The following is a 26,756-nucleotide window of genomic DNA, read 5'->3' as shown; positions in this document are numbered from 1 at the left end:
CAACACCCACTTCCCTGCAATGCATGAAGAACAAGTGTTACATAAATCTGCTTAAGCGCGAACATTGTCCGACGCCTGAAAGGTTTTCAATACTCTACAGGACTGACTGATTGATTACTCGTTCCCACCTTATAATTTTAACAATGTCCACAGAAGTTATGTTCTGTTTTTGTTCTACTTTCAAGCTAAATATTCAGCACATCAGATGTGGGGCTTGTCAATTTGCATAAATAGGCCGTTCACCCGGGCAGATTGTGAAATAGCCAGGAAATTTACGGTCTTTTTGACAAATCAGCAGAACGAATGGACGCCATGAACGGATGAACCGGAGAACGGATTAAGACGCATTCTGCACCGCCACATGTCGGTGTCCTGTATCGGCCGTTTGAGCTGACTTTTCTCTTGTCATCCGTTGCGTCATGCAGGATGCAAGGATCAGATGCGGAAAACCACACCTACCCCGTCTTGAACAGATGGTGGTGCAGATTTGCGAACGTTACGGCGATAAGCGCGCCGACGAGTCAAAAAGCGGACAAGAACATGCTCGGGACCGTTTGCAAGGAACAACGGGCGTGAAGCGGCACTTTGACAGGGCAAGCTGATGGAGACAAAGCAGACTACCAGGACACGAAATCTTAACAGGAGATAGCCCCGTCGCTCACTGTTTCTCTGGCGCACGGGGCTGGGGGTGAGCATTGCTCATATGCCGACAGTACTTCGCCGACAAATTCTCTCGGAAATCCAAGGCACGCAACCTTGCGGTTTCCGCGCATGTTCCAGATTTTCGGCAATCGATTTTCACTCAACGACGCGTCATTCCCCAGAAATACCAGTCAGGTGCAAGCTGTTACAAAGTCTGCATGCCAAGTGGATCGTTCTGCGTCATTGGACGCTGTCGTGATGCTTTCGATTGTGCTTTCATCTTGTGAAAGCGGCATGCCCTAGTCAGGTGGACTCATGCTCCTTTACCTCCTCAGGATTCCCGCCCTGCACGAAGCCCTTGTTGGTAAGGCGTCATCCCTCCGACTTACCACTCCGTACCGGGTAGGTAACGAGAAGTGTGCGCCCGTTCATTGTAACAGTCAACATGCTTGCGATCACATTTGCGATCGCCTATCAGAAACACGGTTGTTCGATATTTGTTCCAGTGGTAAACGTGCGGCATGGGATGGCGATAAATATCCCGCCTCTCCCATTTTACGGGGGTCCATGGTATCGACTGCCGCGGCGGCCTTGACGTCGCGACCAACAGCATCATGAGCAGACAGGACGCGGAATGAGCGATCAGAAATTCATTTCCATACGTGGCGCGCGTGAACATAATCTGAAAAATGTCGATCTCGATCTACCACGTGACAAGCTGATCGTGATGACTGGCCTGTCTGGCTCCGGCAAGTCATCGCTTGCCTTTGACACGATCTATGCCGAAGGCCAGCGCCGCTATGTCGAGAGCCTTTCGGCCTATGCACGCCAGTTTCTGGAAATGATGCAGAAGCCGGATGTCGACCAGATCGACGGTCTGTCGCCAGCCATTTCGATTGAACAGAAGACCACCAGCCGCAATCCGCGTTCGACCGTCGGTACGGTGACGGAAATTTACGATTATATGCGCCTGCTTTATGCGCGCGTGGGTGTGCCCTATTCGCCGGCAACGGGGCTGCCGATTGAAAGCCAGACGATCAGCCAGATGGTGGATCGCGTCATGGCACTTGATGAAGGCACACGTCTTTATATTCTTGCACCGATCGTGCGCGGTCGTAAGGGCGAATATAAAAAGGAACTGGCGGAGCTGCAGAAAAAGGGCTTTCAGCGCGTCAAGAGCGACGGTGTTTTTTATGAAATTGCCGATGTGCCGCCTCTCGACAAGAAATACAAGCATGACATTGATGTCGTGGTTGACCGCATTGTCGTGCGGCCGGATCTGTCCACCCGCCTTGCCGATAGTCTCGAAACCTGTCTGAAACTGTCCGATGGTCTGGCGATTGCCGAATTTGCCGACAGGCCCTTGCCGCCAGAAGAAACCTCAGCCGGCGGTGCGGCCAACAAATCGGCCAATGACACGCATGAACGCATTCTGTTTTCGGAAAAATTTGCCTGCCCCGTTTCCGGCTTCACCATTCAGGAAATCGAGCCACGTCTGTTTTCCTTCAACAATCCGTTCGGCGCCTGCCCGACCTGCGATGGTCTGGGTACGCAGCAGGCGATTGACCCCGATCTGGTCGTGCCGGATGAAAATGTCATTCTGAGGGAAGGTGCCATTGCGCCCTGGGCGCGTTCCTCCTCGCCTTATTACAACCAGACGCTTGAGGCGCTGGGCAAGGTCTATGACTTCAAGATCAGTGACCGCTGGGCCGATCTTTCGAAAGAGGCGCAAGATGCCGTGCTTTATGGCACCAGGGGCCGGGAAATTACTTTCCATTATGATGATGGCCTGCGCTCATACAAGACCACCAAGCCGTTTGAAGGTGTGATCCCGAACCTTGAACGGCGCTGGAAGGAGACGGATTCTGCCTGGTCGCGCGAGGAAATCGAGCGCTATATGGCATCAACGCCCTGCCCGGCCTGCAATGGCTATCGGCTCAAGCCGGAAGCGCTGGCGGTCAAGCTTGGCATGAAACATATTGGCGAGGTTTCGGAAATGTCGATCCGCAAGGCGGATGCATGGTTCCGGGACATTGAGGCCAGCTTCAATGAAAAGCAGCGGGAAATTGCCGCCCGTATCCTGAAGGAAATCCGTGAGCGGCTGAAATTCCTCAATGATGTGGGGTTGGAATATCTTACCCTGTCACGCAATTCCGGCACATTGTCGGGTGGTGAAAGCCAACGCATTCGTCTTGCCTCCCAGATCGGCTCCGGCCTCACCGGCGTGCTTTATGTGCTGGATGAACCGTCGATCGGCCTGCATCAGCGTGACAATGCCCGCTTGCTCGATACGCTGCGCCATCTGCGTGATCTTGGCAATACGGTGATCGTGGTCGAACATGACGAGGACGCGATCCTCACTGCCGACCATGTCGTCGATATTGGCCCGGCTGCCGGTGTGCATGGCGGTCAGGTGATTGCGCAGGGCACGCCGCAGGACATCATGGCCAATGCCAATTCGCTGACTGGCCAATATTTGTCAGGTACGCTGGAAGTGGCGGTTCCGGCCGAGCGGCGCAAGATCTCCAAGACCAAGCGTATTCGCGTGGTTGGGGCACGCGGCAATAATCTGAAAAATGTGACGGCGGATATTCCGCTGGGCACATTTACCGCGGTGACGGGTGTTTCCGGCGGTGGCAAGTCAACCTTCCTGATCGAAACCCTGTTCAAGGCGGCTTCACGCCGCATCATGGGCTCGCGCGAGCAAGCCGCAGAACATGACCGCATTGAAGGGCTCGAATTCATTGACAAGGTGATCGACATTGATCAGTCGCCGATTGGCCGCACGCCGCGCTCAAATCCGGCCACCTATACCGGCGCCTTCACTCCTATCCGCGACTGGTTTGCCGGTCTGCCGGAAGCCAAGGCGCGCGGCTACCAGTCCGGCCGTTTTTCCTTCAATGTGAAGGGTGGTCGCTGCGAGGCCTGTCAGGGCGATGGTGTGATCAAGATCGAAATGCACTTCCTGCCCGACGTCTATGTGACCTGCGATGTCTGCCATGGCAAACGTTATAATCGCGAGACACTGGAAGTGCTGTTCAAGGGCAAATCCATTGCCGATGTTCTGGACATGACAGTCGAGGAAGGCGCGGAATTCTTCTCGGCTGTGCCTGCAGTGCGCGACAAGCTGGAAACCCTGGTCAAGGTCGGCCTTGGCTATGTCAAGATCGGCCAGCAGGCAACGACACTGTCAGGCGGCGAGGCGCAGCGCGTGAAGCTTGCCAAGGAATTGTCCCGCAAGGCAACCGGACGCACGCTTTATATTCTTGATGAGCCGACCACAGGGCTGCATTTCCATGACGTTGCCAAGCTTCTGGAGGTGCTGCACGAACTGGTGGATCAGGGCAATACGGTTGTGGTCATTGAACACAATCTGGAAGTCATCAAGACGGCAGACTGGGTGATTGATCTTGGCCCAGAAGGCGGTGATGGCGGCGGAGAGATCGTTGCCGTTGGACGCCCGGAAGACATTGTCAGGGAGCCGCGTTCCTATACGGGACAGTTCCTGAAGGAGCTTCTGGAACGGCGTCCAAAACGCAAATCGGAAGCCGCAGAATAATTGGTCACGACAAAGCCGGGCGATCTGCCCGGCTTTTTGCATCCGACGGCGAAGGAATGGAGCAAGACGAGGCTTCAGAACAGGTGCATGATCTTGAGCAGAGGCGAAAATTTCATGCCGGGCCCTGTCTGCACGGTCCTGCAAGCGAAAGATGGAAGCTCTTGCAGCCCAAATACCCAATATAAAACCCCTCGCCTTTGACCATGTCAAAACGAGGGGCTGATCTTGCGACTGGCCATGCCGGTCCAGCCATTGCCGCCACAAGGCAATGATCACCAGCCGGGACAGAGCCCGGGATGATCAAATGCGCTTGCGCGTTCGGCCTATCAGCTGTTTACAGCGTCCTTCAGACCCTTGCCGGCCGAGAACTTCGGTACGTTGCGTGCAGGAATGGCCACTTCCTTACCGGTCGACGGGTTGCGGCCCGTGGTGGCTGCACGATGCGAAACAGAGAAAACGCCGAAGCCCGGCAGACGAACTTCTTCGCCAGCCTTGAGAGCACCGGTAATAGCTGCCAGTACTGCGTCAACTGCCGTTACTGCATCGGCCTTGGTCAGACCGCCCTTTTCCGCAACTGCGGAGACCAATTCGTTCTTGTTCATAGGCATTTCCTTTCTTGCTTTACCGGAAGTGCTAAAGCGACCGGCTTGAGCGAGAGTTTATTCGAAAAGTACGGCAAACCAAGCCTGTCAACGTGAAAACTCCCCGGATTTCCGGGGTTAAACACAGAAATGCCGGGCTGAATGCCCGGCATTTCGCAAGTTCTACGGTTTTTGCCTTGATCAATGCGCGATCGAGGCGCCGGCTTCGTCTTCAACAGGGGCCATGACGGCAGGAGTCGTTGCCGGTTCAGTCCACTCGATTGGCTCCGGCTCGCGGACAAGCGCATGCTTGAGAACCTCGCCAACGCGCGAGACCGGAACGATCTCAAGATTGTTCTTCACATTATCCGGAATTTCAGCCAGATCCTTGGCATTTTCTTCCGGGATCAGAACCTTCTTGATGCCAGCGCGCAATGCCGCCAGCAGCTTTTCCTTCAGACCGCCGATCGGCAGGACACGGCCGCGCAGGGTAACTTCACCCGTCATCGCAACGTCCTTGCGTACCGGAATGCCGGTCAGAACCGAGACAATGGCCGTGACCATGGCGATACCGGCAGATGGACCATCCTTCGGCGTTGCGCCTTCCGGCACGTGAACGTGGATGTCACGCTTGTCGAAGAGCGGCGGTTCGATGCCGAAATCAATCGCACGCGAGCGGACATAGGAGGCAGCCGCCGAGATCGATTCCTTCATCACGTCGCGCAGATTGCCAGTGACGGTCATGCGGCCCTTGCCGGGCATCATGACACCTTCGATCGTCAGCAATTCGCCGCCAACTTCCGTCCATGCCAGACCGGTGACGACACCAACCTGATCCTCACCTTCGGCCTGCCCATAACGATATTTCTGGACGCCGAGGTAATCGGCAAGGTTGTTGGCCGTAATCTTCACGGACTTCTTCTTGTCCCTGATGATTTCGGTGACAGCCTTGCGGGCAAGCGTCATCAGTTCGCGTTCAAGGTTACGCACGCCTGCTTCGCGCGTATAGTGACGGATGACTGACAGGATCGCGTCCTCACTGACCGAAAATTCCTTCGGCTGCAGCGCATGGTCGCGGATTGCCTTTGGCAGAAGATGACGCTTGGCGATTTCCAGCTTTTCATCTTCCGTGTAGCCGGCAATGCGGATGATCTCCATGCGATCAAGCAGCGGGCCCGGAATATTCAGCGAGTTGGCCGTCGTCACGAACATGACGTTCGACAGATCATATTCCACTTCGAGATAGTGGTCCATGAAGGTCGCATTCTGTTCGGGGTCGAGCACTTCAAGCATGGCTGACGCCGGATCGCCGCGGAAGTCCTGGCCCATCTTGTCGATCTCGTCGAGCAGGAAGAGCGGATTGGACTTCTTGGCCTTCTTCATCGACTGGATGACCTTGCCGGGCATTGAGCCGATATAGGTGCGGCGATGACCGCGGATTTCCGCTTCGTCACGCACGCCGCCGAGCGACATGCGGACATATTCACGGCCGGTCGCCTTGGCGATCGAACGGGCAAGCGAGGTCTTGCCGACGCCGGGAGGGCCGACGAGGCAGATGATCGGGCCCTTGATCTTGGCTGAACGCGACTGCACGGCAAGATATTCGACAATGCGTTCCTTGACCTTTTCCAGGCCATAATGATCCGCATTCAGCACTTCCTCGGCATATTTAAGGTCGTGCTTGATCTTTGACTTCTTGCCCCATGGCAGGCTGAGCAGCCAATCGAGATAGTTGCGCACAACCGTTGCTTCGGCGGACATCGGGCTCATGCCGCGCAGCTTCTTCAGCTCAGCCTGGGCCTTTTCACGCGCTTCCTTCGACAGCTTGGTCTTGTTGATGCGCTCTTCGAGTTCAGCCACTTCGTCGCGGCCGTCCTCACCCTCGTTCAGCTCCTTCTGGATCGCCTTCATCTGCTCGTTGAGGTAATATTCGCGCTGCGTCTTTTCCATCTGACGCTTGACGCGGCCGCGAATACGCTTCTCGACCTGAAGAACAGAAATTTCAGCTTCCATGAAGGCCAGAGCCTTCTCCAGACGCTCACGCACCGAGAGGATGGAGAGCATTTCCTGCTTTTCCGGAATCTTGATTGCAAGATGAGATGCAACCGTATCGGCAAGCTTGGAATAATCGTCGATCTGGCTGGCAGCGCCAACCACTTCCGGCGAAATCTTCTTGTTCAGCTTGACGTAATTCTCGAAGTCAGCAATGACCGAACGCGCCAGAGCTTCAACCTCAACAGAATCCTCTTCCGGTTCCGTCAGGGCAGTTGCATAGGCTTCGTGATAATCGCTGCGTTCGGTGAACTTCGAAATTCGCGCACGCGAAATGCCTTCCACCAGCACCTTCACAGTGCCGTCCGGTAGTTTCAGAAGCTGCAGAACATTGGCAATGGTGCCAATTTCATAAATTGCTTCTGGCGCAGGATCATCGTCAGCAGCATTCTTCTGCGTCACAAGCAGGATCTGCTTGTCGACGCCCATAACCTCTTCCAGGGCACGAATTGACTTTTCGCGTCCAACGAAAAGAGGAACGATCATGTGAGGGAACACCACGATGTCGCGCAACGGCAGAACGGCATAGAGCCCGTCCGCACCGCCCGAACCAGAGCCACCAAGTGGGGTCTTCTGTTCAATACCCGTCATAACCTATTCCTTTCCTGGGCCTTTCGGCTCCCATTGCCACGCAGATGCCCCCTTTAGACTTGAGGCAGGTCATCAACGCGCTTCATGCCTTACTTGGAGTGTCGAAAGCGGCAATTCAAGCGGCAAATTCAGAATCGTTCATTATCCTGCGTCCTCTTGCACGTTCATACAACTGCAAGCTTGCATTATGCCCGCTTCAATGACCCTTTCCCATTGGACCGGAACATTGATCGCCACAGAATACCCCTTTGACGCGACAGACTCCAGTTGGCAAAACCATTGCCAGACAAAGGCCGCTTGATAGCCTTCAGGGCTCTCCAGAGTTTCCTTACGAATCGAACTGCCCTGAAATATTGTTTTCCGGCTCCACTTTTCGGGCGGCAGACTGCGGAACCAAACATCCCCAGATGCACGCAACGCGCCGGTTTCCAAAGACAAGAAATGGAAGGCAACCGATCAAAATCACCCCCCTCGCTCTGAGCACTGTCAAAATCGAGGGGGGCAATCAATCTGCAGCCGACTGGCGGCCTTCCCAAATGAAATTCCTCAGGCCGAGATATGGCCCTTGTCTTCCTGACGCTCTTCATAAATGTAGAGCGGACGGGCCTTGCCTTCAACCACATCACCGGAAATGACGACTTCGCACACACCCTCCAGCGTCGGCAGTTCGAACATGGTGTCGAGCAGGATCTTTTCCATGATCGAGCGCAGGCCGCGCGCACCGGTCTTGCGTTCCACCGCCTTGTTAGCAATGGCGCGCAGCGCATCATCATGGAAGGTCAGCATGACATTTTCCATGTCGAACAGGCGCTGATACTGCTTGACCAAGGCATTCTTCGGCTCGGTCAGGATTTGCACCAGAGCATCAACGTCCAGATCCTCCAGCGTTGCAATCACCGGCAGACGGCCGACAAATTCAGGGATGAGGCCGAATTTCAGCAGATCTTCCGGCTCCAGATCCTTGAAGACCTCGCCAATGCGGCGTTCGTCAACCGACTTGACCGTGGCGCCAAAGCCAATCGAGGTCTTTTCGCCGCGGGCAGAGATGATCTTGTCCAGCCCGGCAAAGGCGCCACCGCAGATGAACAGGATATTGGTCGTGTCAACCTGCAGGAATTCCTGCTGCGGATGCTTGCGGCCACCCTGCGGCGGAACGGAGGCAATCGTGCCTTCCATGATCTTGAGCAGCGCCTGCTGGACGCCCTCACCCGATACGTCGCGTGTGATCGAAGGATTGTCCGACTTGCGGCTGATCTTGTCGACTTCGTCAATATAGACGATGCCCCGCTGGGCACGTTCGACATTATAATCAGCAGCCTGAAGCAGCTTCAGGATGATGTTTTCGACGTCCTCACCGACATAACCGGCTTCGGTCAGAGTGGTAGCGTCGGCCATGGTGAACGGCACGTCAATGATACGGGCGAGCGTCTGCGCCAGATAGGTCTTGCCACAACCGGTCGGGCCGACCAGCAAAATGTTCGACTTGGCCAGTTCGATGTCGCTGTTCTTCGACTGATGGGCAAGGCGCTTGTAATGGTTGTGCACGGCAACCGACAGGACGCGCTTGGCATCCTTCTGGCCAATGACATAATCGTCCAGAACGGCCATGATCTCCTGCGGTGTCGGAACGCCTTCGCGCGACTTCACCATCGAGGTCTTGTTTTCCTCGCGGATGATGTCCATGCAAAGCTCGACGCATTCGTCACAGATGAAAACAGTCGGCCCCGCAATCAACTTGCGCACTTCGTGCTGGCTTTTGCCGCAGAACGAGCAATAAAGCGTATTCTTGGAATCGCCGCCGTTGTTGCTTACTTTGCTCATCGCAGTTTCCTTTCCAGTTGATCGAAGCGAACCGTCAGACTTGACGATTGGCACTCAGACCGTTTCCGTCCGGATCTGGCTTCCGAAGAAATCCGCCTCCGTTCGGAGAGACAGCCGGCTGGCTGCCTTAAAACCCATTTTCCTTCACCATAAGATTGCCTCTATAATGCAACCACTGATGACTTTTGCAAAAGCTGAACCGGCGGACAATTGAAAAATCCAACTCCAGTCCAGAATCAGCATGCTACGAACAATCTAATTCCCAGAAGACCAACAGAAACTTAACGTCTATTGTTGAATGATCTGGTTCTGGTAACAAATTGGCCTCTTTTGTGGCAAGGAGGCCAATTTCTCAGAATTTCGGTTATTTCGATTCGTCGCTGCCGGCATCACGAGCTTCGATGACCTTGTCAATCAGGCCGAATTCCAGAGCCTCATGCGCGGTCATGAAGTGGTCGCGGTCAAGCGTACGTTCGATCGTGTCATAGTCGCGGCCGGTATGCTTGACGTAGATTTCGTTGAGGCGGCGCTTCATCTTGATGATGTCCTGGGCGTGACGCTCAATATCCGAAGCCTGCCCCTGGAAGCCGCCGGATGGCTGATGCACCATGATGCGGGCATTAGGCAGCGCATAGCGCTGGCCGGTTGCGCCTGCTGTCAGAAGCAGCGACCCCATCGATGCGGCCTGGCCCATGCACAGGGTCGAGACCGGCGGACGGATGAACTGCATCGTATCATAGATCGCCATGCCGGAGGTTACGACACCACCGGGCGAGTTGATGTACATATTGATTTCTTTTTTCGGATTCTCGGCTTCCAGAAACAGGAGCTGAGCGCAAACCAGCATGGCCATATTGTCTTCAACCGGGCCATTGACGAAGATGATGCGCTCTTTCAGAAGGCGCGAGAAGATATCATAGGCTCGTTCGCCGCGATTGGTCTGTTCCACAACCATCGGCACGAGGTTCATGACGGTTTCAATAGGATCTCTCATTGGGGCCTCTGATATCTGTACCGCGTATAAGTTTTGAGTCTGAATCATCGAATTCCATACATAGGGCGATGCGCCCATGTTTCGCAAGTGCCACCAGCAAATGGCAGGCTGTAGCGGCATAAATGGCACCTTTGCCGGTCAGGATGCGGCAACACGCAGCCAGCCCCTATTCCCAGTCTTCGCGCCGTGGTTCGGGCTTCACCCCGCGCTTCTCATCAAGAATCCTTCTTGCCGTCTCGGTGAGATTGGCGCCGATGCGCACGGAACCATCCTCAAGATTATCCTGTTTCACATGACTGCCATGCTGATAGATCCAGTCAAGAAGATGCAACTGGAACGGCGACAGCATCAGTTCGACACGGGAAAGCTTGCCGGAAATGCGCGTCTCGATCAGCGAAAGCAGGCGGTCAACCCCTTCGCCGGTCATGGCTGAAAGCGGGATCGGCCTGCCCTCGACCGGGCCGGAGGCGGCAAGCCGCAAGGCGGCTTCCCGGCCGGCTTCGTCCAGACGATCAATCTTGTTCCAGATTTCGATCACACGATTGGTGTCATGCGGTTCAATGCCGAGGCTTGCCAGAATGTTTTCGACATCTTCGGCCTGCGCGGCATTATCGGGATCAGAAATATCGCGCACATGCAGGATGAGATCCGCCTCCACCACCTCTTCCAGCGTTGCCCGGAAGGCTGCTACCAGATGGTGCGGAAGATTGGAGATGAAGCCCACCGTATCCGACAGGATGATGGTTTCGCCATGTGGCAGGCGGATGCGGCGCAGCGTCGGATCAAGGGTTGCAAACAGCATGTCTTCCGCCAGAACCGAAGCACCCGTCATCCGATTGAACAGCGTGGATTTGCCGGCATTGGTATAGCCGACCAGGGCAATGACCGGATGCGGCACTTTTTTGCGTTTCTGGCGATGCAGCGAACGCGTGCGCACGACGGTTTCAAGCTCACGCTTGATTTTGATGATCTTTTCCTGAAGCAGGCGCCGGTCGGCCTCGATCTGGGTTTCGCCAGGGCCGCCAAGAAAGCCGCCGCCGCCGCGCTGGCGCTCAAGGTGCGTCCAGCTGCGCACCAGACGTCCTTTCTGATAGTTCAGATGGGCGAGCTCGACTTGCAAGGCGCCTTCCCTCGTGCGCGCACGCTCGCCAAAAATTTCCAGGATTAGCCCCGTGCGGTCGATGACCTTGACGTTCCATTCCTTCTCGAGATTGCGCTGCTGCACCGGCGTCAACGTATGATCAACGATCACCAGATCGATTGCATTATCCTCAACGGTTTCAGCAATCGATTCCACCTTGCCCTGCCCAAGCAGCGTGGCAGGCCTTGGATTGGTGATGATTGCAATCTCGGAATGGACGATATCGAGATTGATGGCACGCGCCAGTCCCTGCGCTTCTTCCAGTCGCGCTTCATTGGAACGCTGGAATTGCGGCCGCCCTCCCTCTTCGCCGACTGCATTCGTGTTAAAGCGCTCCGGCAGGATCGGCACGATGACGGCTGCCCGTGTTGGCGCAGGCATCAGGTTGCCAGATTCAGCACGGACATGGGCAGAGGGCTTTTTCCCATTCTTGGGTGAGGACAAACTTGTTTACTCCGGAAAGGCTGATCCAATGCGCTTGAGATACGTTTCCTGCCTGCAGTTTTCAAATGAAAGCAGACCGTTTTGAAAAATAAATGCAATATCCGGATGGCGCAAATCGGAATATGAAAAGAAAAAGAGCGCCTGGCGGAACCAGACGCTCCCTGATCCGAAAGCCGGAGACAATCAGGCTTCTTCGCCTTCGAACATCTGTACTGGCTGACTTGGCATTATGGTCGAAATTGCATGCTTGTAGACAAGCTGGGAATGACCATCACGACGCAGCAATACGCAAAAATTATCAAAGGAAGTAACGATGCCCGTGAGTTTTACGCCATTGATCAAAAAGATCGTTAACGAAATTTTCTGTTTGCGGACGGAATTTAGAAATAGATCCTGCAGGTTTTGCGATCGTTCAGCCATTGTTCTTATTCCTTTTTCGATCACTCGTAACGCTCTTTACAGTCGAGCATTTACCAATAGGCAAATCAAGTGTGTTTGAAAAAGATATCAACACCTGATTGCAGTAGAAATTGCGTAAATCTTCTAGTTTACAGCCATTAACGGGTTAACAGGACTGCGATCTTTTCGCAACTGGCATTTTTTCGTCCTGTTACCATCCCCGGGTAGAGAGCAGCGCAAGATTATGCATTAGGCGTTGTATTGCCTTCGAGCAGGAGATGGGTCTGCTCAATCGCCCATGTGTAAAAACTGCCCGGCTGAATGGAAACCACCCCCTTGTGTTTTTTATGGATATGGAAACCTATCACACAGGGGTCATTTTTCCATTCAACTCCATAAGCCGGATCGTAAATGCGCGTAGCCTGCTTGCCGACCCAGTAATAGAAATTCTTCTGTGGGGCCGCATTCTTGAAAATTCCATATTTCTTGGCGAGGCGCGAGATGCCGTCATTGCCAAAGATGGTAATGCCAATGCTGGCAGGTGTTACGGGCTGTCCGGTCAGGCGATACCAGAAGGGGCGAAGCAGACCACGCCTGATCCCAAGCCAACGCGGCAACGGATAATCACCCGCCATATAGTTGTCGAACTCGGCAATAACCGGATGATCGGGCGGAAAATAAAGTGCCGAAACCCCGACGCGAAAGCGATTTTCGCGCGCAAAATAGGGCCTGGCCGGATCAGGGTGAAACTGTTTCAACAGAAACACATCCGTATCAAGCCACACGCCTTGCCGATGCTTCATCAGCATGATGCGGAAAATATCGCTGAACTGCACGATGGTGAGCTTGTTTTCCAGATCAGGATAGGCGGGATCAAGCCGTCTGAAGGCTGCTTGCGGCAGAATGGTTTCAGCATCATGCAATTCCACCCCTTCCGGCACATTTTCGATCGGGGCATAGGCAAACAATTTGACGCGCTGGCCGGTCATGATCATCGAAGCAAGACAGATGCGATCAACGTCGCGCAGACGTGCCCCATGCCAGAAAGTACAGATATCCATGAAGAAAGCCTTATTACCTCGATGATCGACGCATGCGCGATCAGAAAAACTCAAGACTGACGCGGAACATCTGTTCGACATGCTTGACCGCTTCAGACGTTGCAAAGATGACGACACGATCCTTTGGCTTGATGCGCAGATCACCATTGGGGCTGATGACCTTGCCGTCGCGATAAATGGCACCAAAGCGCAGACCATCAGGCAGATCGAGATCGCGCAGGGCAACCCCGACAAGCGATGAGGTTTCCAGTGCCTCGGCCTCGATGATCTCGGCCATATCCTTGTAGACACTGTAGACTTCGCGAATACGGCCACGTCTGACATGCTGCAGGATTTTCGAGATCGTCACCGCCTTCGGATTGATGAAGGCATCAATGCCGACCATATGGGTAAAATCCTGATAGGCGACTGTATTGATCAGCGCCATGTTGGACTTGCAGCCCAGTCGCTTGGCCATGATGCTGGCAAGAATATTGACCTGATCCTGATTGGTGAGCGTCACCAGAAGATCGGCATCCTGGACTTCGGCTTCCTGCAACAGGTTAGGGTCAAGCGCGCTGCCATGCAGAACCATGGTGCGCCTCAACTGATCGGCAATGGCCAGGGCGCGGTCATGGTCGGATTCGATCAGCTTGACGCGCGTGTTCCAGCCGCGCTGTTCAATCGCCTGTGCGACATAAAGGCCAATATTGCCGCCGCCTGCAATGATGATGCGGTTGGCTTCCGGCTTTTCATGACCAAACAGTGCCAGCGTGCGGCGCACCTGTTCGCGCGTTGCGATCACATAGGCAAGGTCGCCTGCCTGCAGTTCATCCGATGAGTGCGGAATGAACAGGCTGTCATTGCGCACAACCCCCACCACAGTTGCCGCCAGATCCGGGAAAAGATCCGTCAACTGGCGCAGCGGCGTATTGATGACCGGGCACTCCTCCAGACATTCAATGGCCAGGCCGATGACCTTCTCATCGGCAAAGCGCATGATGTCGGTGGCGCCCTGCAGCGCGATGCGGCGCAGAACCACCTCGCCCACCTCTATTTCTGGCGAGATGATCACGTCGATCGGCAGGTTTTCGCGCAGGAAAAGATCCTGATACTCGGCTTTCAGATAGGACTGGGCGCGAATGCGGGCGATCTTGGTCGGCACGTTGAAGACAGAATGCGCCACCTGACAGGCCACCATATTGACCTCGTCAGACAGTGTCACCGCGATGATCATGTCGGCTTCATTGGCACCTGCCGCCGCCAGCACATCCGGCTGCGAACCATGACCGACAAAGCCGCGCACATCCAGCGTATCGCGCACCACCTCGATCAGATGGGCCGATGTGTCGATCACCGAGACATCATTGGATTCGGCCGACAGGCGCTCGGCAATGCCATAGCCAACCTGCCCCGCTCCACAGACGATGACGCGCATATCCGTACTGCTCTTTCCGTCTGACTGTCAGACTATACGCCAAGCGACTTCAGTTTGCGGTGCAGCGCAGAGCGCTCCATGCCGACAAATTCTGCCGTTCTGGAGATATTGCCACCAAAACGATTGATTTGCGCCAGCAAATATTCCTTCTCGAAGCGTTCGCGCGCCTCTCTGAGCGGCAGCGCCATGATATGCTGATCAGATTCCGTTGGCGCGCGTGGCATGGCGTCGCCAATTTCGGCCGGCAGAAGATCCGCCGTAATGACACTGTCCGGGTCATCGCCACGCGACAGGATCAGGAGACGCTCCACATTGTTGCGCAACTGGCGGATATTGCCGGGCCAGTTATGCGCCTGCAGCACCGCCATGGCATCCGGGCCGATCTTGCGCGGCTTGATGCCGGCCTGATCAGCGATCTGCTTCATGAAATAGTCAATCAGCAAGGGAATATCCTCGCGGCGGGCGGCCAAGGGCGGCACGTGAACCGGCACAACGGACAGGCGATGATAGAGATCCTCGCGGAAAGTGCCTTCCGCAATCATGCCTTCCAGATTCTGCGCCGTTGAGGAGATGATGCGGACATCCACCTTGACGCGCTTGGTGCCGCCGACGCGTTCAAACTGCTGGTCGACCAACACACGCAGGATCTTGTTCTGGGTTTCGCGCGGCATGTCTGCGACTTCATCCAGATAGAGAATGCCGCCATGGGCCTCCTCAAGCGCGCCGATCTTGCGCTCACCACCATCCATTTCCGTGCCGAACAGCTCGATTTCCATGCGCTCTGGCGTGATGGTTGCGGCATTGACCGTGACAAAGGGACCATTGGCGCGGCTGGACTGGGCATGGATGGCGCGCGCCACCAGCTCCTTGCCGGCACCCGATGGCCCGATGATCATGATGCGGCTGTTGGTGGGCGCCACCTTTTCTATGGTCTGGCGCAACTGGTTCATGGCCAGCGAATTGCCGATCAGTTCCAGGTCCTCGCCGGAACGCTTGCGCAGATTGGACACTTCACGCTTGAGTTTGGAAGTCTCCAGCGCGCGTTCGGCGACAAGGATCAGACGATCGGCCTTGAACGGCTTTTCGATGAAATCATAGGCGCCTCGACGGATGGCGGAAACGGCCGTTTCAATATTGCCGTGGCCGGAAATCATGACTACCGGAAGGTCGGGATATTGCTTCTTGATTTCGTCCAGCAAGGCCAGACCGTCGAGACGGCTTCCCTGTAACCAGATATCGAGAAAAACCAGACGCGGCACACGGTCGCCAATGGCTGCCAGCGCACTGTCGGAATCATGTGCCATGCGCGTCTCATGCCCCTCATCGCTCAAGATTCCGGCAACCAGTTCCCGAATATCCGCTTCATCGTCAACAACAAGAATATCGGCTGCCATTTCAGTTCACCTGTCCCATTACCTGGTTCATGTCCTTGCCTTCCTCATCAGCCGGCACAGTGATGTCCGTTGTGGGGAAAATCGTACGGATCATGGCGCCACGCCCGGCATAGAACGAGGCTGGCGCATCATGCAGTTCGAGGCGTCCACCATGTTCCTCAACGATCTTGCGAACAATGGCGAGCCCCAGCCCCGTGCCCTTTTCACGTGTGGTCATATAGGGTTCGAGCAGTTTTTGCCGGTCATCTCGCGGCAGTCCCTTACCGTTATCAATCACTTCGACAACAATGTCGGAGGCTTTTCTGTAGGAGCGAATGAGGATATGGCCTTCCCGCCGCAATTCGGCCGGCAAGCCGTCAATGGCTTCGCTGGCATTCTTGATGATATTGCCAAAAGCCTGTCCGATCAGGCGACTGTCAAACTCGCCGATCAGACGTTCGGAACCAAAATCATTTTCAAAACGGATATCGCTGCGGCTCACTTCAACGAGGAAGGAGGCTTCACGCAGAGGCTCACGCACATCCAGCAGCTTGATTTCCGGCTTCGGCATGCGGGCAAAGGCCGAGAACTCATCGACCATGCGACCAATATCGCCCACCTGACGAATGATCGTGTCGGTACACTGATCGAACACTTCACGATCCTCGGTAATGACCTTGCCATAGCGGCGGCGGATGCGCTCTGCCGAAAGCTGGATGGGGGTCAGCGGATTCTTGATTTCATGCGCAATGCGCCGCGCCACATCCGCCCAGGCAGAAGAACGCTGGGCCTGAACCAGATCGGTAATGTCATCGACGGTTACGACATAGGAATGATCCTCAGTCTCGGCATCTTCTTCCGTAACCTGCACATTGAAGGTGCGGGCATGGCCAAGGCGCGTCATTGTCACCTGCTCGCGGTGCACGGTGCGATGCGTCGAGCGCGCCAGTTCAAACGCCTGTCCGATTTCCGGCGCAATGCTGGAAAGCGTCTTGCCGACAGCCTGTTCAGAGGTCACGCCAAGCATATGTTCTGCCGAACGGTTGAGAATCGTGATATGGCCGGCCATATCGATGCCGATCACACCAGCCGTAACGCCTGAAAGCACAGCTTCAGAGAATCTGCGCCGTTCGTCAATCTGGTCCTTGGCCGAGATCAGCTCGTTGCGCTGGCTCTTCAGCTCCGACACCATATTGTTGAAAGTGCGGCCAAGCGCACCAATATCGCCATCGGAGCTGCGCACAGGCACCGACGCATCCAGATCACCGGAGGCAACCTTGTCGGCTGCGCTGATCAGGCGGCGAATTGGACGCACCAGCCTGTCAGCCACGGCAATGCCCGTCCAGATCGCGGACAGAAGCACGATCAGCGTCAGGCCGAAATAGAGCAGCGCAAAGGCGATCTGGGTCGGAATGCGGTTGGCGTCCATTTCCTGATAGCGCTTGGTATTGGCATCCATCAGGTGCATGGCGGCAAGAATCTGCGGATCAATCGCCCGCACTGTATAAAGATAGGCGTCAGGAATTTCGCGCATCTTCATCAAGGCGCCGACGAAATTCGTATTGCCCGGCGCAATGAAGAAGGGGCGCCCCTGACGGACTTCAGCCAGGGCTTCCGCGGTCGGCGGCGGCAGCTTGTTTTCAAAGCCGGTATTGCTCTTGACGATTGGTGTGCCGTCCTCACGCAGCAAGAATGCGCCCAGAAGGCCGCGGCCACGCGCCTGCAACGTCATGAGTTGGATGAAGCCACCACGATCAAGGCTGTAAAGCGTACGCTGCTGATCCAGATCCTGCAGCATCGAATAGGTGGTGCTTTGCAGGTTGAGTGTCGTATCCTGGATATAGGCATTGGAAAGCCGCAGGGAGGAGCTGACAATATCGCGCGTATTATTGTCGAACCAGCGGTCAAGCCCCAGATTGAGCGTGATCGAGGCGACAATCGCCACCACAACGGCAGGCACCGAGGCAATCAGCGAAAAAAGCCCGACAATGCGCACATGCAGCCGCGAGGCCGCCTTGCCCATGCGCCGCGCCGAGAGAATATTGTAAAGCTCGCGGCAGATCAGCATGATCAGGAACAGGATCAGCGCGACATTGACGATCACCAATGTCAGCGTCACCGTACGCCCCGGCGAAATCGGCGTCACATCGATCAGGATCGCAAAGGAAATCGATGCGGTCACCAATGCGGAAATAACCGTGATGATGCCCGGTAAGGCCAGAAGCCTGCGCCCCTCGCCGCCCTGTTCCATCTGCACTGTCTGATCCGGTTTCAATGAGTCCATGATGCCTCAAGATAGCCAATAGCGTTGCATAGATGCAACGCCATTGTGGCGCAACTGCAACGCTCGATAGAGTTAAGATAAAAATATTTGGTTTTTGCAAGGCAAACCGTGCGGAAAAAACGCCACGCCTTGTAAAAAGCCCATTTGCAATTTGGGCGCATTGCCACATTCTGTCTTCTGATTGTGCATGGGTTTGGAGGGGTCAATATGCTCAAGTCCTGCAAGCACGCATCAGCCTTGTTCGTCATTCTTGGCGTCATGCTCTCTCCCGCTCTGGCAGAGACGGCAGACATCAAGGGAGCAAGCGATCATCCTTTGGTTGGGCGCTATGATGGTGCGCGGATCAATTTTCAGGAAACCAAGGAATATGACGAGATCAGCCTGCCGGTCAAAGTGCTTGAACGCGGCAAGAAGGACGATGCCAGCACATGGCTTGGCGATTTTTCCGGCAAGATTACATCGCTTGGCTATGAAGGTCCGGACAATCGCTCGGCACTGGAGGTGATGCGCAATTTTGAAGCCGCACTGACAGATAAGGGGTTCAAGATACGTTTCAGCTGTTTCAAGGCGTCCGATTGTGCGCCGGGCGGTGCTGGTGCTTTCTGGGACAAGGCGCGCGGCAAGGTTGGCATGCTGCCCGTCTGGGATACGACGACATATATTCTTGCCGAGCGGGACCAGCCGGAAGGCAAGGTCACGGTCGCCATTCTTGGCATTGAGATACAGCCAACCCAGAGCAAGCCGCTGCGCCCGCATCTTGCCGTCACAGTGGTTGAAGCAAAGCCCATGGAGAAAGACAAGATCAGGGTTCTGGCGGCTGACCAGTTGCAGCAAAGTCTGGATGCAGATGGCAAGGTTGCCATTTACGGCATTTATTTTGATTTCGACAAGGCAGAGCTGAAACCGGAATCACTGCCCCAGCTCAATGAGCTGGCAAGTCTGCTGTCTGGCAGGCCGGAACTCAATGTTCTGGTGGTCGGCCATACCGATGGTGAAGGCACATTCGATTATAATCTTGCCCTGTCACAACGCCGGGCGCAGGCTGTGGTCGATCATCTGGTCAAGAACCACGGCCTTGCCCGCAGCCGCCTTGTGGCTGCCGGTGCGGGCATGATGGCGCCGGTTGCGAGCAATCGCACGGAGGAAGGACGCGCCAGAAACCGGCGCGTGGAGATTGTCGAGCGCTTGGGCAAATAAAGCGGTTTCTGGAAAAGTGGAAACCGGTTTTCCGCCCGGCAATGCGAAAAACAGTATGCCGGAGCAACACAGCCTTTCGGTGAAAATCTCTATTGCTCTGAATGCCCGGCCGGATCAGGGCCGGGTTCCCTTGTAGATATTGACGCCGAGCTCGCGAATTTTCTTGCGCAGCGTATTGCGGTTCACGCCAAGCAGATCGGCCGCCTTGATCTGGTTGCCGCGTGTTGCCGTCAGACAGGCAAGGATCAGCGGATATTCCATTTCGGCAAGCACGCGATGATAGAGTCCGGGTGGCGGCAGTTCCGAGCCAAAAGAGGCAAAATAGCGCTGCATGTTGAGTTCAACCGCTTGTGAAATCGTGATGTTCTCATTCGTCACCGGAGCGCCAGCCGGTGCAGCCGACTGTTCAAACTCCGAGCGCAGTTCGGCTTCTATGATCTCGGCACTGATTTCTTCCTGCGGATAAAGGGCAGCCAGACGGCGGATGAGATTTTCCAGTTCGCGTACATTGCCGGGCCATGGGTATCGGCGCATCAGTTCCAACCCGGCTGCGGAGATACGTTTTTCCGGCAGGCCGTCTTCCGCCGCCTTCTTGAAGAAATGGCGGGCAAGATCCGGTACGTCCTCGCTGCGTTCGCGCAGGGGTGGCAGGCGCAGCGGCACGACATTCAGGCGGTAATAAAGATCTTCGCGGAATAGGCCTTGTGCGATCAGCTGGCGCAGATCCTTGTTGGTTGCCGCCACAATACGCACATCGGTCTTGATCGGCGTGCGGCCGCCAACTGTAGTATATTCGCCCTGCTGGAGCACACGCAGAAGACGGGTCTGCGCTTCCATCGGCATGTCACCAATTTCATCGAGGAACAGCGTGCCGCCATTGGCCTGTTCAAACCGGCCAGATGAGCGGTTCTGTGCCCCGGTGAAAGCTCCCTTTTCGTGTCCAAACAGCTCTGACTCAATCAGGTCACGCGGAATGGCCGCCATATTGATGGCCACGAACGGGCCCTTGCTGCGCCGGCCATATTCATGCAGCGCCCGCGCAACAAGTTCCTTGCCCGTGCCGGATTCGCCTGTCACCAGCATGGTCAGATCCGTCTGCATCATGCGCGCCAGAACGCGGTATATCTCCTGCATGGCCGGCGAACGTCCGATGAGCGGCATGTTTTCCGTCTGATCATCGGTAATGTTCTTCGTTTTCTGGCCCTTGGGCTCAGACAGGGCGCGGCCAACAATATTGATCAGTTCGGTGAGATCAAAAGGCTTTGGCAGATATTCATAGGCGCCGGCTTCCGAGGCTCGAATGGCCGTCATGAAGGTGTTTTGCGCGCTCATCACCACGACCGGCAGATCTGGCCGCATCTTCTTGATGCGTGGCAGCAGATCAAAGCCGTTTTCATCCGGCATCATCACGTCGGTGATAACGAGATCGCCATCACCGGCCGATACCCAACGCCAAAGCGAAGCTGCATTGGATGTTACGCGGACATCATAGCCTGCACGCGACAAGGCCTGGTTGAGAACCGTGCGAATAGCCGCATCATCGTCTGCGACCAGAACTGTTCCGGTTGGACGTCCTGCGCTCATGCTTGATCTCCAGTATTTGCAATATTGCTTTCCTTCGTGCCGGCCGAATTGTTGTTTTCCTTCCAGGCTGGCATGAGGACACGAAAGATGGTGCGGGATGGCTGACTGTCGCATTCAATGATGCCGCCATGATCGCCGATGATCTTGGCAACAAGGGCAAGGCCCAGTCCCGAACCATTGGTCTTTGTGGTGACAAATGGATCAAACAGATGCGGCAGCATATCCTCCGGCACGCCGGGGCCATTGTCCTGTACACAGAATTCCAGCGGCAGCGCCACACGGTCGCTGGCGCCCGGCACCTGAACGCGAATGCCGGGGCGATAGGCGGTCGTCAGAACAATTTCGCCACCTTCGCGCGTACCAATCGCCTCGGCGGCATTCTTGACCAGATTGAGAAAGACCTGCACCAGCTGGTCGCGATTGGCGTAGACCGGTGGCAGGGATGGGTCATAATCTTCGACAAAGCGGATCTTGCGCGCAAAGCCATTAAGCGCAATGGCCTTCACATGATCCAGCACGACGTGGATATTGACCGCCGTGCGTTCAATCGGACGTTCATCCGAAAAGACTTCCATGCGATCGACAAGCGAAACAATGCGGTCGGTCTCGTCGGTGATGAGACGCGCCAGCGCCCTATCATCGTCGCTGACAACCTGTTCCAGCAATTGTGCTGCGCCGCGAATGCCGGACAGCGGATTCTTGATTTCATGCGCCAGCATGGCAGCAAGACCTGTGACAGAACGCGCCGCACCACGATGAGTCATCTGGCGGTCGATCTTTTCCGCCATGGTCTTTTCCTTGAACAGGAGAACCACGGCACCCGGCATTTCGGCAACAGGAGCAACGAACACATCAACAATGCACTCAGGTCCAAGACGCGGCGATGACAGATCAAGGCGATATTCGTTCACCGGCACATGGGTTTTGCGCACCTGCTCGACCAGTGACAGGAGCGGACTGCCAAAAGGCAGGAGGTTTTCCAGCTTGTTGCGCGCCAGAATGGACAAGCCAGACCGAAAGAACTGTTCGGCATCCAGATTGGCATAGGCGATATAATTATCGGCCCCGACCATGATGACTGGCTGGCTGATGGCATCCAGTATGATGGAGGGAATGCCGGCTGTATCACTTTTCCCGCGCATTACGCGACCTTCCTGTAAGCTTCCCGATCTGCGGGATCACGTCTGAAAATATCCTGCAAGGCAGCAATGACAGCCGCAGGATCAACCAGTGTCATCACATGCGCCTTGTCGGCCGGACCACAGAGCGCAGAAGCATGGCAGTCGAGATACCAACCAAGATGCTTGCGGGCATGACGAATGCCTGTCCTGCTACCATAATGGTTTAGCATATCCTCATAATGCCTTATAATATAATCTAGTTTTTCCAGATTTGTGCGGGGCGCATGATCCGCTCCGGCAATGAGTCCGGCAAGCCATGGCTGACCATAGGAAGCGCGTCCGACCATGACGGCATCCGCCCCGGACCGGCGCAGGATTTCTTCCGCATCGGCACGCGAGGCAACGTCGCCATTGGCAACAAGGGGGATTTTTACCGCATCGCGTACGGCGCGGATCGCGTCCCAGTCCGCCTTGCCTTCGTAGAACTGGTTGCGTGTGCGGCCATGCACCGTCACCATCGCCACACCGGCATTTTCTGCCCGTGCAGCCAATTCCGGTGCATTGATGCTGTTCTCGTCCCAGCCAAGGCGCATCTTCAATGTCACTGGCACATCAACAGCATTTACCGTTGCCTCAATCAGCGTCATTGCATGATCAAGATCGCGCATCAGGGCTGAACCGGAATAGCCGCCCGTCACCTTCTTTGCCGGACAGCCCATATTGATATCAATAATGTCTGCGCCCTCGCCGGCCGCAATCCTGGCAGCCTCCGCCATCCAGCGCGCCTCACGTCCGGCAAGCTGGACCACATGCAGCCCAAGTCCATCGCCGGAAAGCCGCAACATGCTTTCCCTGTGCCGGTTGCAAAGCTCGGCACTCGCAACCATTTCCGATACGACCATGCCGGCACCTGCTTCCGCCGCCCGCCTGCGAAACGGCAGATCGGAGACGCCAGACATAGGCGCCAGAAATACGCGGTTCCTGATCACCACGTTGCGAAGGGTCAAGGCCTGTTCGATGAAACTCAAAGGTTCTGCCTAATTCGTGTGCGAAAATACTTTAGCACATATTTTAATCATTTTAGAAATGTGCGCAAGCGAAAGCTGTACCTACAACACGATAAAATGAATGTGTATCTGGCAATCAGTCTTACAAAGCATTATCCCTAGATTTAACGCTTTCAACCTGCCCAGATTGAGGTAACAGTCATTTCTACAGTAGCAGCAGTCATAGTGGCCGCAGGTCGCGGTGAGCGCGCCGGCCAGAGTGCGGAAGGGCCAAAACAATATCGCCGCATCGGAGGCAAGGCCGTGCTTGCCCATACGATCGAGGCCTTTGCCCAAAGTGGCCTGATTGATGATGTGGTCGTCGTCATCCACAAGGATGATTATGATATTTTTGATCATCATATCAAAGAATTGCGGCAAAAAGTTAAAGTCATTTCCGGTGGCCCGACACGTCAGGAATCAACCCGGCTCGGCCTTCTTGCCTTGAAAGACAAGGCCCCGCATTATGTCATGATTCATGATGGTGTACGCCCGTTCATCAACCGGGATCTGCTTGCGCGCATCGTCGCCCGACTTGCGCCGGATGCGGGTGTCCTGCCTGCCCTTGCCGTTTCCGATACACTCAAGCAGGCCAATGCCGACGGCACCGTGAAGATGACTATCCCGCGCGCGGGCCTCTATGCCGCACAAACGCCACAGGCATTTCCCTTTCTCCCCATTCTTTCAGCGCATGAAGCTGCATTCGCCATCGGCAGAACCGATTTTACCGATGATGCAGCCATTGCAGAATGGCGTGGCCTTGCGGTTCGAATCATAGAAGGCTCGGCCGACAACACCAAACTGACCTGGGCAAAGGATATTGAAATGGCAGATCAGCGATTGCGCCAGAATGGTCTCTTCTTTCCGGATATACGCACCGGCAACGGCTATGATGTCCATTCCTTTGAGCCGGGAGATCATGTCACGCTGTGCGGGGTAAAAATACCGCATGAGGCAAGGCTCAATGGCCATTCCGATGCCGATGTTGCCTTGCATGCCCTCACCGACGCCCTGCTTGCCACGCAAGGGGCTGGCGATATTGGTACGCATTTTCCGCCGTCTGATCCGCAATGGAAAGGAGCGGCCTCCCGCATTTTTGTCGAACATGCTGCAAAACTCGTGCGTGCGGCAGGCGGCAGAATCGCCAATGTCGACGTCACCATCATCAGCGAGGCGCCAAAGATCGGCCCGCACCGTGCCGCCATGACCGAAGCATTGTGCGATATGCTTGGTATTGCGGCCGACCGCGTCTCAATCAAGGCGACCACCAATGAAAAGCTGGGTTTTGTCGGCCGACGTGAAGGCATCGCCGCCATTGCCACGGCAACAGTCATCTATCCGGGCGAGGTTCCAGAATGAGCATGCTTATTGCCGAGGAAAAAGCAGTTCAGCTTCTTGATGAATGCCGCAAGGCTGGTCTCATGGTCGCCACGGCCGAAAGCTGTACCGGCGGCATGATTGCGGCTGCCCTCACCGATATTGCAGGCTCTTCCGATGTAGTTGACCGTGGTTTTGTCACCTATTCGAATGAAGCCAAGAATGAAATGATCGGCGTTCCAATGGAACTGATCAATAGCGTTGGCGCTGTCTCCAGAGAAGTCGCCATTGCCATGGCCGAAGGGGCGCTCAGACATTCCCGCGCAGACATTACCATTGCCGTCACCGGTATTGCCGGCCCCGGCGGCGGCTCGGAAGAAAAGCCTGTTGGCCTTGTGCACATGGCCTGTGCCCACAAAAACCACCCGACACGCCATAGGAAATGTCGCTTTGGCGCACGTACCCGCGCAGAAATACGCCATGCGACAGTGCTTGCCGCGCTCGATCTGGTGCTGGAAGAGCTGAAGGCCTAAAGCCGCTTTCATTCGAAGTGATCTGGCTTGTCTTGCTGGCGAGTACAGTTGTGTTACATGAATTCATTACCTGCAAAAGGTCGAGTTAGTATCTGTATTTGTATATGCTACCAAGGTAGCATCCAACTATGTATTATTTCGTCAACCAATGATGTGGTTACTACCTTAGGACTATAATACTTCTAAACCACAACACTTCAGAAACGCAAAAGTATCATCATAATATTCCGGTGGACGTGTCGGGTCGGCCTGATCACCTTTTGGTACAAAGATGATCATTCCCTGGCGTGCGCGTGTCAAAATTACGCGATAAGCATTGCGGAGAAAATCCCGATCTTCATTGGAGTGAACATTCTGCCAACGCGTTCCTTTGAAACAAAAACTCCCCCAATCATTGCCAATATAACGAAAATCTGCATCCCAGCATACGCCAGCCCAATCAAGTTCCAGCCCTTGGACATCAAATTGCGAGGCAACTTCCTCACAATAATAAGATGATCGAACATCGGATTTGTTGTTCAAGAACCATGTAGGCGGATCAATTTTAGCTTTGATATGAATACCCTCAGGTCGTAATCGTATCGCGCCAGACGAGGCAAGCAAGCCATAGCGCTCACTACCTCTTGCTTGTGTACGTAGCCAGGCACGGGCCTCATCTAGCCTACGTGTAAGTTTGATCGGATAACGTTCTGAAATTTTGGCATAGGCGTTTTTTGCCTCATCTGGGCGATTATTCACCACATGCCCAACAAATTCGGATAATGCTTCAGCACGAAAAGAACGCATAGAAACAGATAGATGCAAATCGTTTTGCAGCTCCATCTGCAAGCATGACGTGTTAGCAGGATAATCCTCTTTGCCAACACGATCCGAGATGTAGATGTGCCAATCTTTAAAAGAGTGCTCAAACGCGGACAACCAACCGGCAAGCCCAGCTTCACCCGTATTGATTTCCTGTCCACCACCGATCAGGCATATGATAACGCACCAATCATCATGGCGATCCATCACACTGATTAGGAATTCCGGTTCAGACATAGAAAAATCAGAAATTCCACGTTTGTTCTTCATAAATTTAGAGGTTTGATCTTTCGTCCATGCGCGTTGTGCCTCATCAAATACGACAACCCGTTCGATCGGAGCCTGTTTATCCCGCAGAGCGTCATCGCGGAAATGATGAATGTTCTGGATGAAACTGGAAACACGCCGATATGCATCAGATTTTGAAATACAATGGCGCCTGCTTTCATCTCGCGCAAGCGCTTCACGAAGCACATCTACGAGCGGGCCATTTCCAGATAGAAAAACAGCATGTTCATCCTCATATTTGCGAGCACGAGTGGTGGCGATGTTAAGACCGGCTAACGTCTTACCAGCACCCGGGACGCCAGTCACAAAACAAATAGACTTTTCATTATTGGCTTTGGAACGCTCGATTATGCGCTCTAGTGCAGACGTCGTTACAGTTAGATTTTTGGCGCCTGCATCGGATCGCGTAATCTCCGTCACCTCATGTTGCTGAGAGCCCGACTCAAAATTCCATTTTTGCGATACGCCTCGTCATTCGCCTGATTGAGGAGATGACCATCCAAGCTTGTG

General features: G+C 54.9%; 18 protein-coding genes. 4 read left to right on the top strand and 14 right to left on the bottom strand.

Features of this window, described 5'->3' with window-relative positions; all coding sequences use genetic code 11:
- Positions 1-1,276 precede the first annotated feature (1,276 nt).
- Positions 1,277-4,201 (top strand): excinuclease ABC subunit UvrA, encoded by a 2,925-nt coding sequence (uvrA, locus tag ACFO1V_RS07330; RefSeq protein WP_374832570.1) that lies wholly within the window; start codon positions 1,277-1,279, stop codon positions 4,199-4,201.
- Between the two features lie 326 nt (positions 4,202-4,527).
- On the opposite strand, the gene ACFO1V_RS07325 is transcribed toward uvrA, so the two are convergent.
- From ACFO1V_RS07325 to ACFO1V_RS07280, 10 genes are all read right to left on the bottom strand, one after another.
- Positions 4,528-4,803, bottom strand: coding sequence for an HU family DNA-binding protein (locus tag ACFO1V_RS07325; protein WP_374832572.1), 276 nt, complete (start codon positions 4,801-4,803; stop codon positions 4,528-4,530).
- Between the two features lie 180 nt (positions 4,804-4,983).
- Entirely contained in the window at positions 4,984-7,425 is a 2,442-nt protein-coding gene (lon, locus tag ACFO1V_RS07320; RefSeq protein ID WP_374832574.1) for an endopeptidase La, read from the bottom strand.
- 546 nt (positions 7,426-7,971) lie between these two features.
- The gene (gene clpX / locus ACFO1V_RS07315) at positions 7,972-9,246 is read right to left on the bottom strand and encodes an ATP-dependent Clp protease ATP-binding subunit ClpX (protein ID WP_374832576.1); all 1,275 of its coding nucleotides are present in this window, start codon (positions 9,244-9,246) and stop codon (positions 7,972-7,974) included.
- A gap of 364 nt (positions 9,247-9,610) precedes the next feature.
- The gene (gene clpP / locus ACFO1V_RS07310; RefSeq protein ID WP_374832578.1) at positions 9,611-10,240 is read right to left on the bottom strand and encodes an ATP-dependent Clp endopeptidase proteolytic subunit ClpP; all 630 of its coding nucleotides are present in this window, start codon (positions 10,238-10,240) and stop codon (positions 9,611-9,613) included.
- Positions 10,241-10,406: 166 nt separating this feature from the next.
- The gene (hflX, locus tag ACFO1V_RS07305; RefSeq protein WP_374832580.1) at positions 10,407-11,825 is read right to left on the bottom strand and encodes a GTPase HflX; all 1,419 of its coding nucleotides are present in this window, start codon (positions 11,823-11,825) and stop codon (positions 10,407-10,409) included.
- Positions 11,826-12,008: 183 nt separating this feature from the next.
- On the bottom strand, positions 12,009-12,245 hold the full coding sequence (gene hfq / locus ACFO1V_RS07300; RefSeq protein ID WP_002964239.1) for an RNA chaperone Hfq: 237 nt from the start codon (positions 12,243-12,245) through the stop codon (positions 12,009-12,011).
- A 221-nt stretch (positions 12,246-12,466) separates the two neighbouring features.
- Positions 12,467-13,285, bottom strand: coding sequence for a glycosyltransferase family 32 protein (locus ACFO1V_RS07295; RefSeq protein ID WP_374832582.1), 819 nt, complete (start codon positions 13,283-13,285; stop codon positions 12,467-12,469).
- Positions 13,286-13,325: 40 nt separating this feature from the next.
- On the bottom strand, positions 13,326-14,702 hold the full coding sequence (gene trkA / locus ACFO1V_RS07290) for a Trk system potassium transporter TrkA (RefSeq protein ID WP_374832584.1): 1,377 nt from the start codon (positions 14,700-14,702) through the stop codon (positions 13,326-13,328).
- Between the two features lie 32 nt (positions 14,703-14,734).
- Positions 14,735-16,096: a nitrogen assimilation response regulator NtrX gene (ntrX, locus tag ACFO1V_RS07285; RefSeq protein WP_374832586.1), complete on the bottom strand. Its 1,362-nt coding sequence runs from the start codon at positions 16,094-16,096 to the stop codon at positions 14,735-14,737.
- Between the two features lies 1 nt (position 16,097).
- Positions 16,098-18,359, bottom strand: a complete 2,262-nt coding sequence (locus ACFO1V_RS07280) for a sensor histidine kinase NtrY-like (RefSeq protein WP_374832588.1) — start codon at positions 18,357-18,359, stop codon at positions 16,098-16,100.
- Positions 18,360-18,566: 207 nt separating this feature from the next.
- Here ACFO1V_RS07280 and ACFO1V_RS07275 point away from each other — a divergent pair, with 207 nt between their 5' ends.
- Positions 18,567-19,556, top strand: a complete 990-nt coding sequence (locus tag ACFO1V_RS07275; protein WP_374832590.1) for an OmpA family protein — start codon at positions 18,567-18,569, stop codon at positions 19,554-19,556.
- Between the two features lie 114 nt (positions 19,557-19,670).
- On the opposite strand, the gene ntrC is transcribed toward ACFO1V_RS07275, so the two are convergent.
- Genes ntrC through dusB form a run of 3 tightly spaced genes read right to left on the bottom strand, consistent with a single transcriptional unit; the run spans position 19,671 to position 23,289 of the window.
- Entirely contained in the window at positions 19,671-21,140 is a 1,470-nt protein-coding gene (gene ntrC, locus ACFO1V_RS07270) for a nitrogen regulation protein NR(I) (protein ID WP_374832592.1), read from the bottom strand.
- Complete coding sequence (locus ACFO1V_RS07265; RefSeq protein ID WP_374832594.1) at positions 21,137-22,282, bottom strand: two-component system sensor histidine kinase NtrB; 1,146 nt, start codon at positions 22,280-22,282, stop codon at positions 21,137-21,139. Before ACFO1V_RS07265 ends, ntrC begins: the two co-directional genes overlap by 4 nt.
- Positions 22,282-23,289: a tRNA dihydrouridine synthase DusB gene (gene dusB, locus ACFO1V_RS07260; RefSeq protein ID WP_374832596.1), complete on the bottom strand. Its 1,008-nt coding sequence runs from the start codon at positions 23,287-23,289 to the stop codon at positions 22,282-22,284. Before dusB ends, ACFO1V_RS07265 begins: the two co-directional genes overlap by 1 nt.
- Before the next feature lie 165 nt (positions 23,290-23,454).
- Here dusB and ACFO1V_RS07255 point away from each other — a divergent pair, with 165 nt between their 5' ends.
- Both ACFO1V_RS07255 and ACFO1V_RS07250 read left to right on the top strand, forming a co-directional pair.
- Positions 23,455-24,666 (top strand): bifunctional 2-C-methyl-D-erythritol 4-phosphate cytidylyltransferase/2-C-methyl-D-erythritol 2,4-cyclodiphosphate synthase, encoded by a 1,212-nt coding sequence (locus ACFO1V_RS07255; protein WP_374832608.1) that lies wholly within the window; start codon positions 23,455-23,457, stop codon positions 24,664-24,666.
- Positions 24,663-25,157 carry a CinA family protein gene (locus ACFO1V_RS07250; protein WP_374832598.1) on the top strand — a complete coding sequence of 165 codons (495 nt, stop codon included), beginning with the start codon at positions 24,663-24,665 and terminating at the stop codon, positions 25,155-25,157. The genes ACFO1V_RS07255 and ACFO1V_RS07250 overlap by 4 nt, the downstream gene beginning before the upstream one ends.
- Positions 25,158-25,328: 171 nt before the next feature.
- On the opposite strand, the gene ACFO1V_RS07245 is transcribed toward ACFO1V_RS07250, so the two are convergent.
- Positions 25,329-26,666, bottom strand: coding sequence for a DUF2075 domain-containing protein (locus tag ACFO1V_RS07245; RefSeq protein WP_374832600.1), 1,338 nt, complete (start codon positions 26,664-26,666; stop codon positions 25,329-25,331).
- Positions 26,667-26,756: the final 90 nt, after the last annotated feature.

It is taken from the genome of Daeguia caeni (genome assembly GCF_042653845.1).
GTDB classification, from domain to species: Bacteria; Pseudomonadota; Alphaproteobacteria; order Rhizobiales; family Rhizobiaceae; genus Brucella; species Brucella caeni.
The sequence above is the reverse complement of the archived record's forward strand: the minus strand, read 5'-3'. Positions and strand labels throughout refer to the sequence as shown.

Excerpts from the sequence above, each read along its gene's own strand:
- uvrA (WP_374832570.1), top strand. The coding sequence starts at position 1,277 with ATGAGCGATCAGAAATTCATTTCCATACGTGGCGCGCGTGAACATAAT.
- ACFO1V_RS07325 (WP_374832572.1), bottom strand. The coding sequence starts at position 4,803 with ATGAACAAGAACGAATTGGTCTCCGCAGTTGCGGAAAAGGGCGGTCTG.
- lon (WP_374832574.1), bottom strand. The coding sequence starts at position 7,425 with ATGACGGGTATTGAACAGAAGACCCCACTTGGTGGCTCTGGTTCGGGC.
- clpX (WP_374832576.1), bottom strand. The coding sequence starts at position 9,246 with ATGAGCAAAGTAAGCAACAACGGCGGCGATTCCAAGAATACGCTTTAT.
- clpP (WP_374832578.1), bottom strand. The coding sequence starts at position 10,240 with ATGAGAGATCCTATTGAAACCGTCATGAACCTCGTGCCGATGGTTGTG.
- hfq (WP_002964239.1), bottom strand. The coding sequence starts at position 12,245 with ATGGCTGAACGATCGCAAAACCTGCAGGATCTATTTCTAAATTCCGTC.
- ACFO1V_RS07295 (WP_374832582.1), bottom strand. The coding sequence starts at position 13,285 with ATGGATATCTGTACTTTCTGGCATGGGGCACGTCTGCGCGACGTTGAT.
- trkA (WP_374832584.1), bottom strand. The coding sequence starts at position 14,702 with ATGCGCGTCATCGTCTGTGGAGCGGGGCAGGTTGGCTATGGCATTGCC.
- ntrX (WP_374832586.1), bottom strand. The coding sequence starts at position 16,096 with ATGGCAGCCGATATTCTTGTTGTTGACGATGAAGCGGATATTCGGGAA.
- ACFO1V_RS07280 (WP_374832588.1), bottom strand. The coding sequence starts at position 18,359 with ATGGACTCATTGAAACCGGATCAGACAGTGCAGATGGAACAGGGCGGC.
- ACFO1V_RS07275 (WP_374832590.1), top strand. The coding sequence starts at position 18,567 with ATGCTCAAGTCCTGCAAGCACGCATCAGCCTTGTTCGTCATTCTTGGC.
- ntrC (WP_374832592.1), bottom strand. The coding sequence starts at position 21,140 with ATGAGCGCAGGACGTCCAACCGGAACAGTTCTGGTCGCAGACGATGAT.
- ACFO1V_RS07265 (WP_374832594.1), bottom strand. The coding sequence starts at position 22,282 with ATGCGCGGGAAAAGTGATACAGCCGGCATTCCCTCCATCATACTGGAT.
- ACFO1V_RS07250 (WP_374832598.1), top strand. The coding sequence starts at position 24,663 with ATGAGCATGCTTATTGCCGAGGAAAAAGCAGTTCAGCTTCTTGATGAA.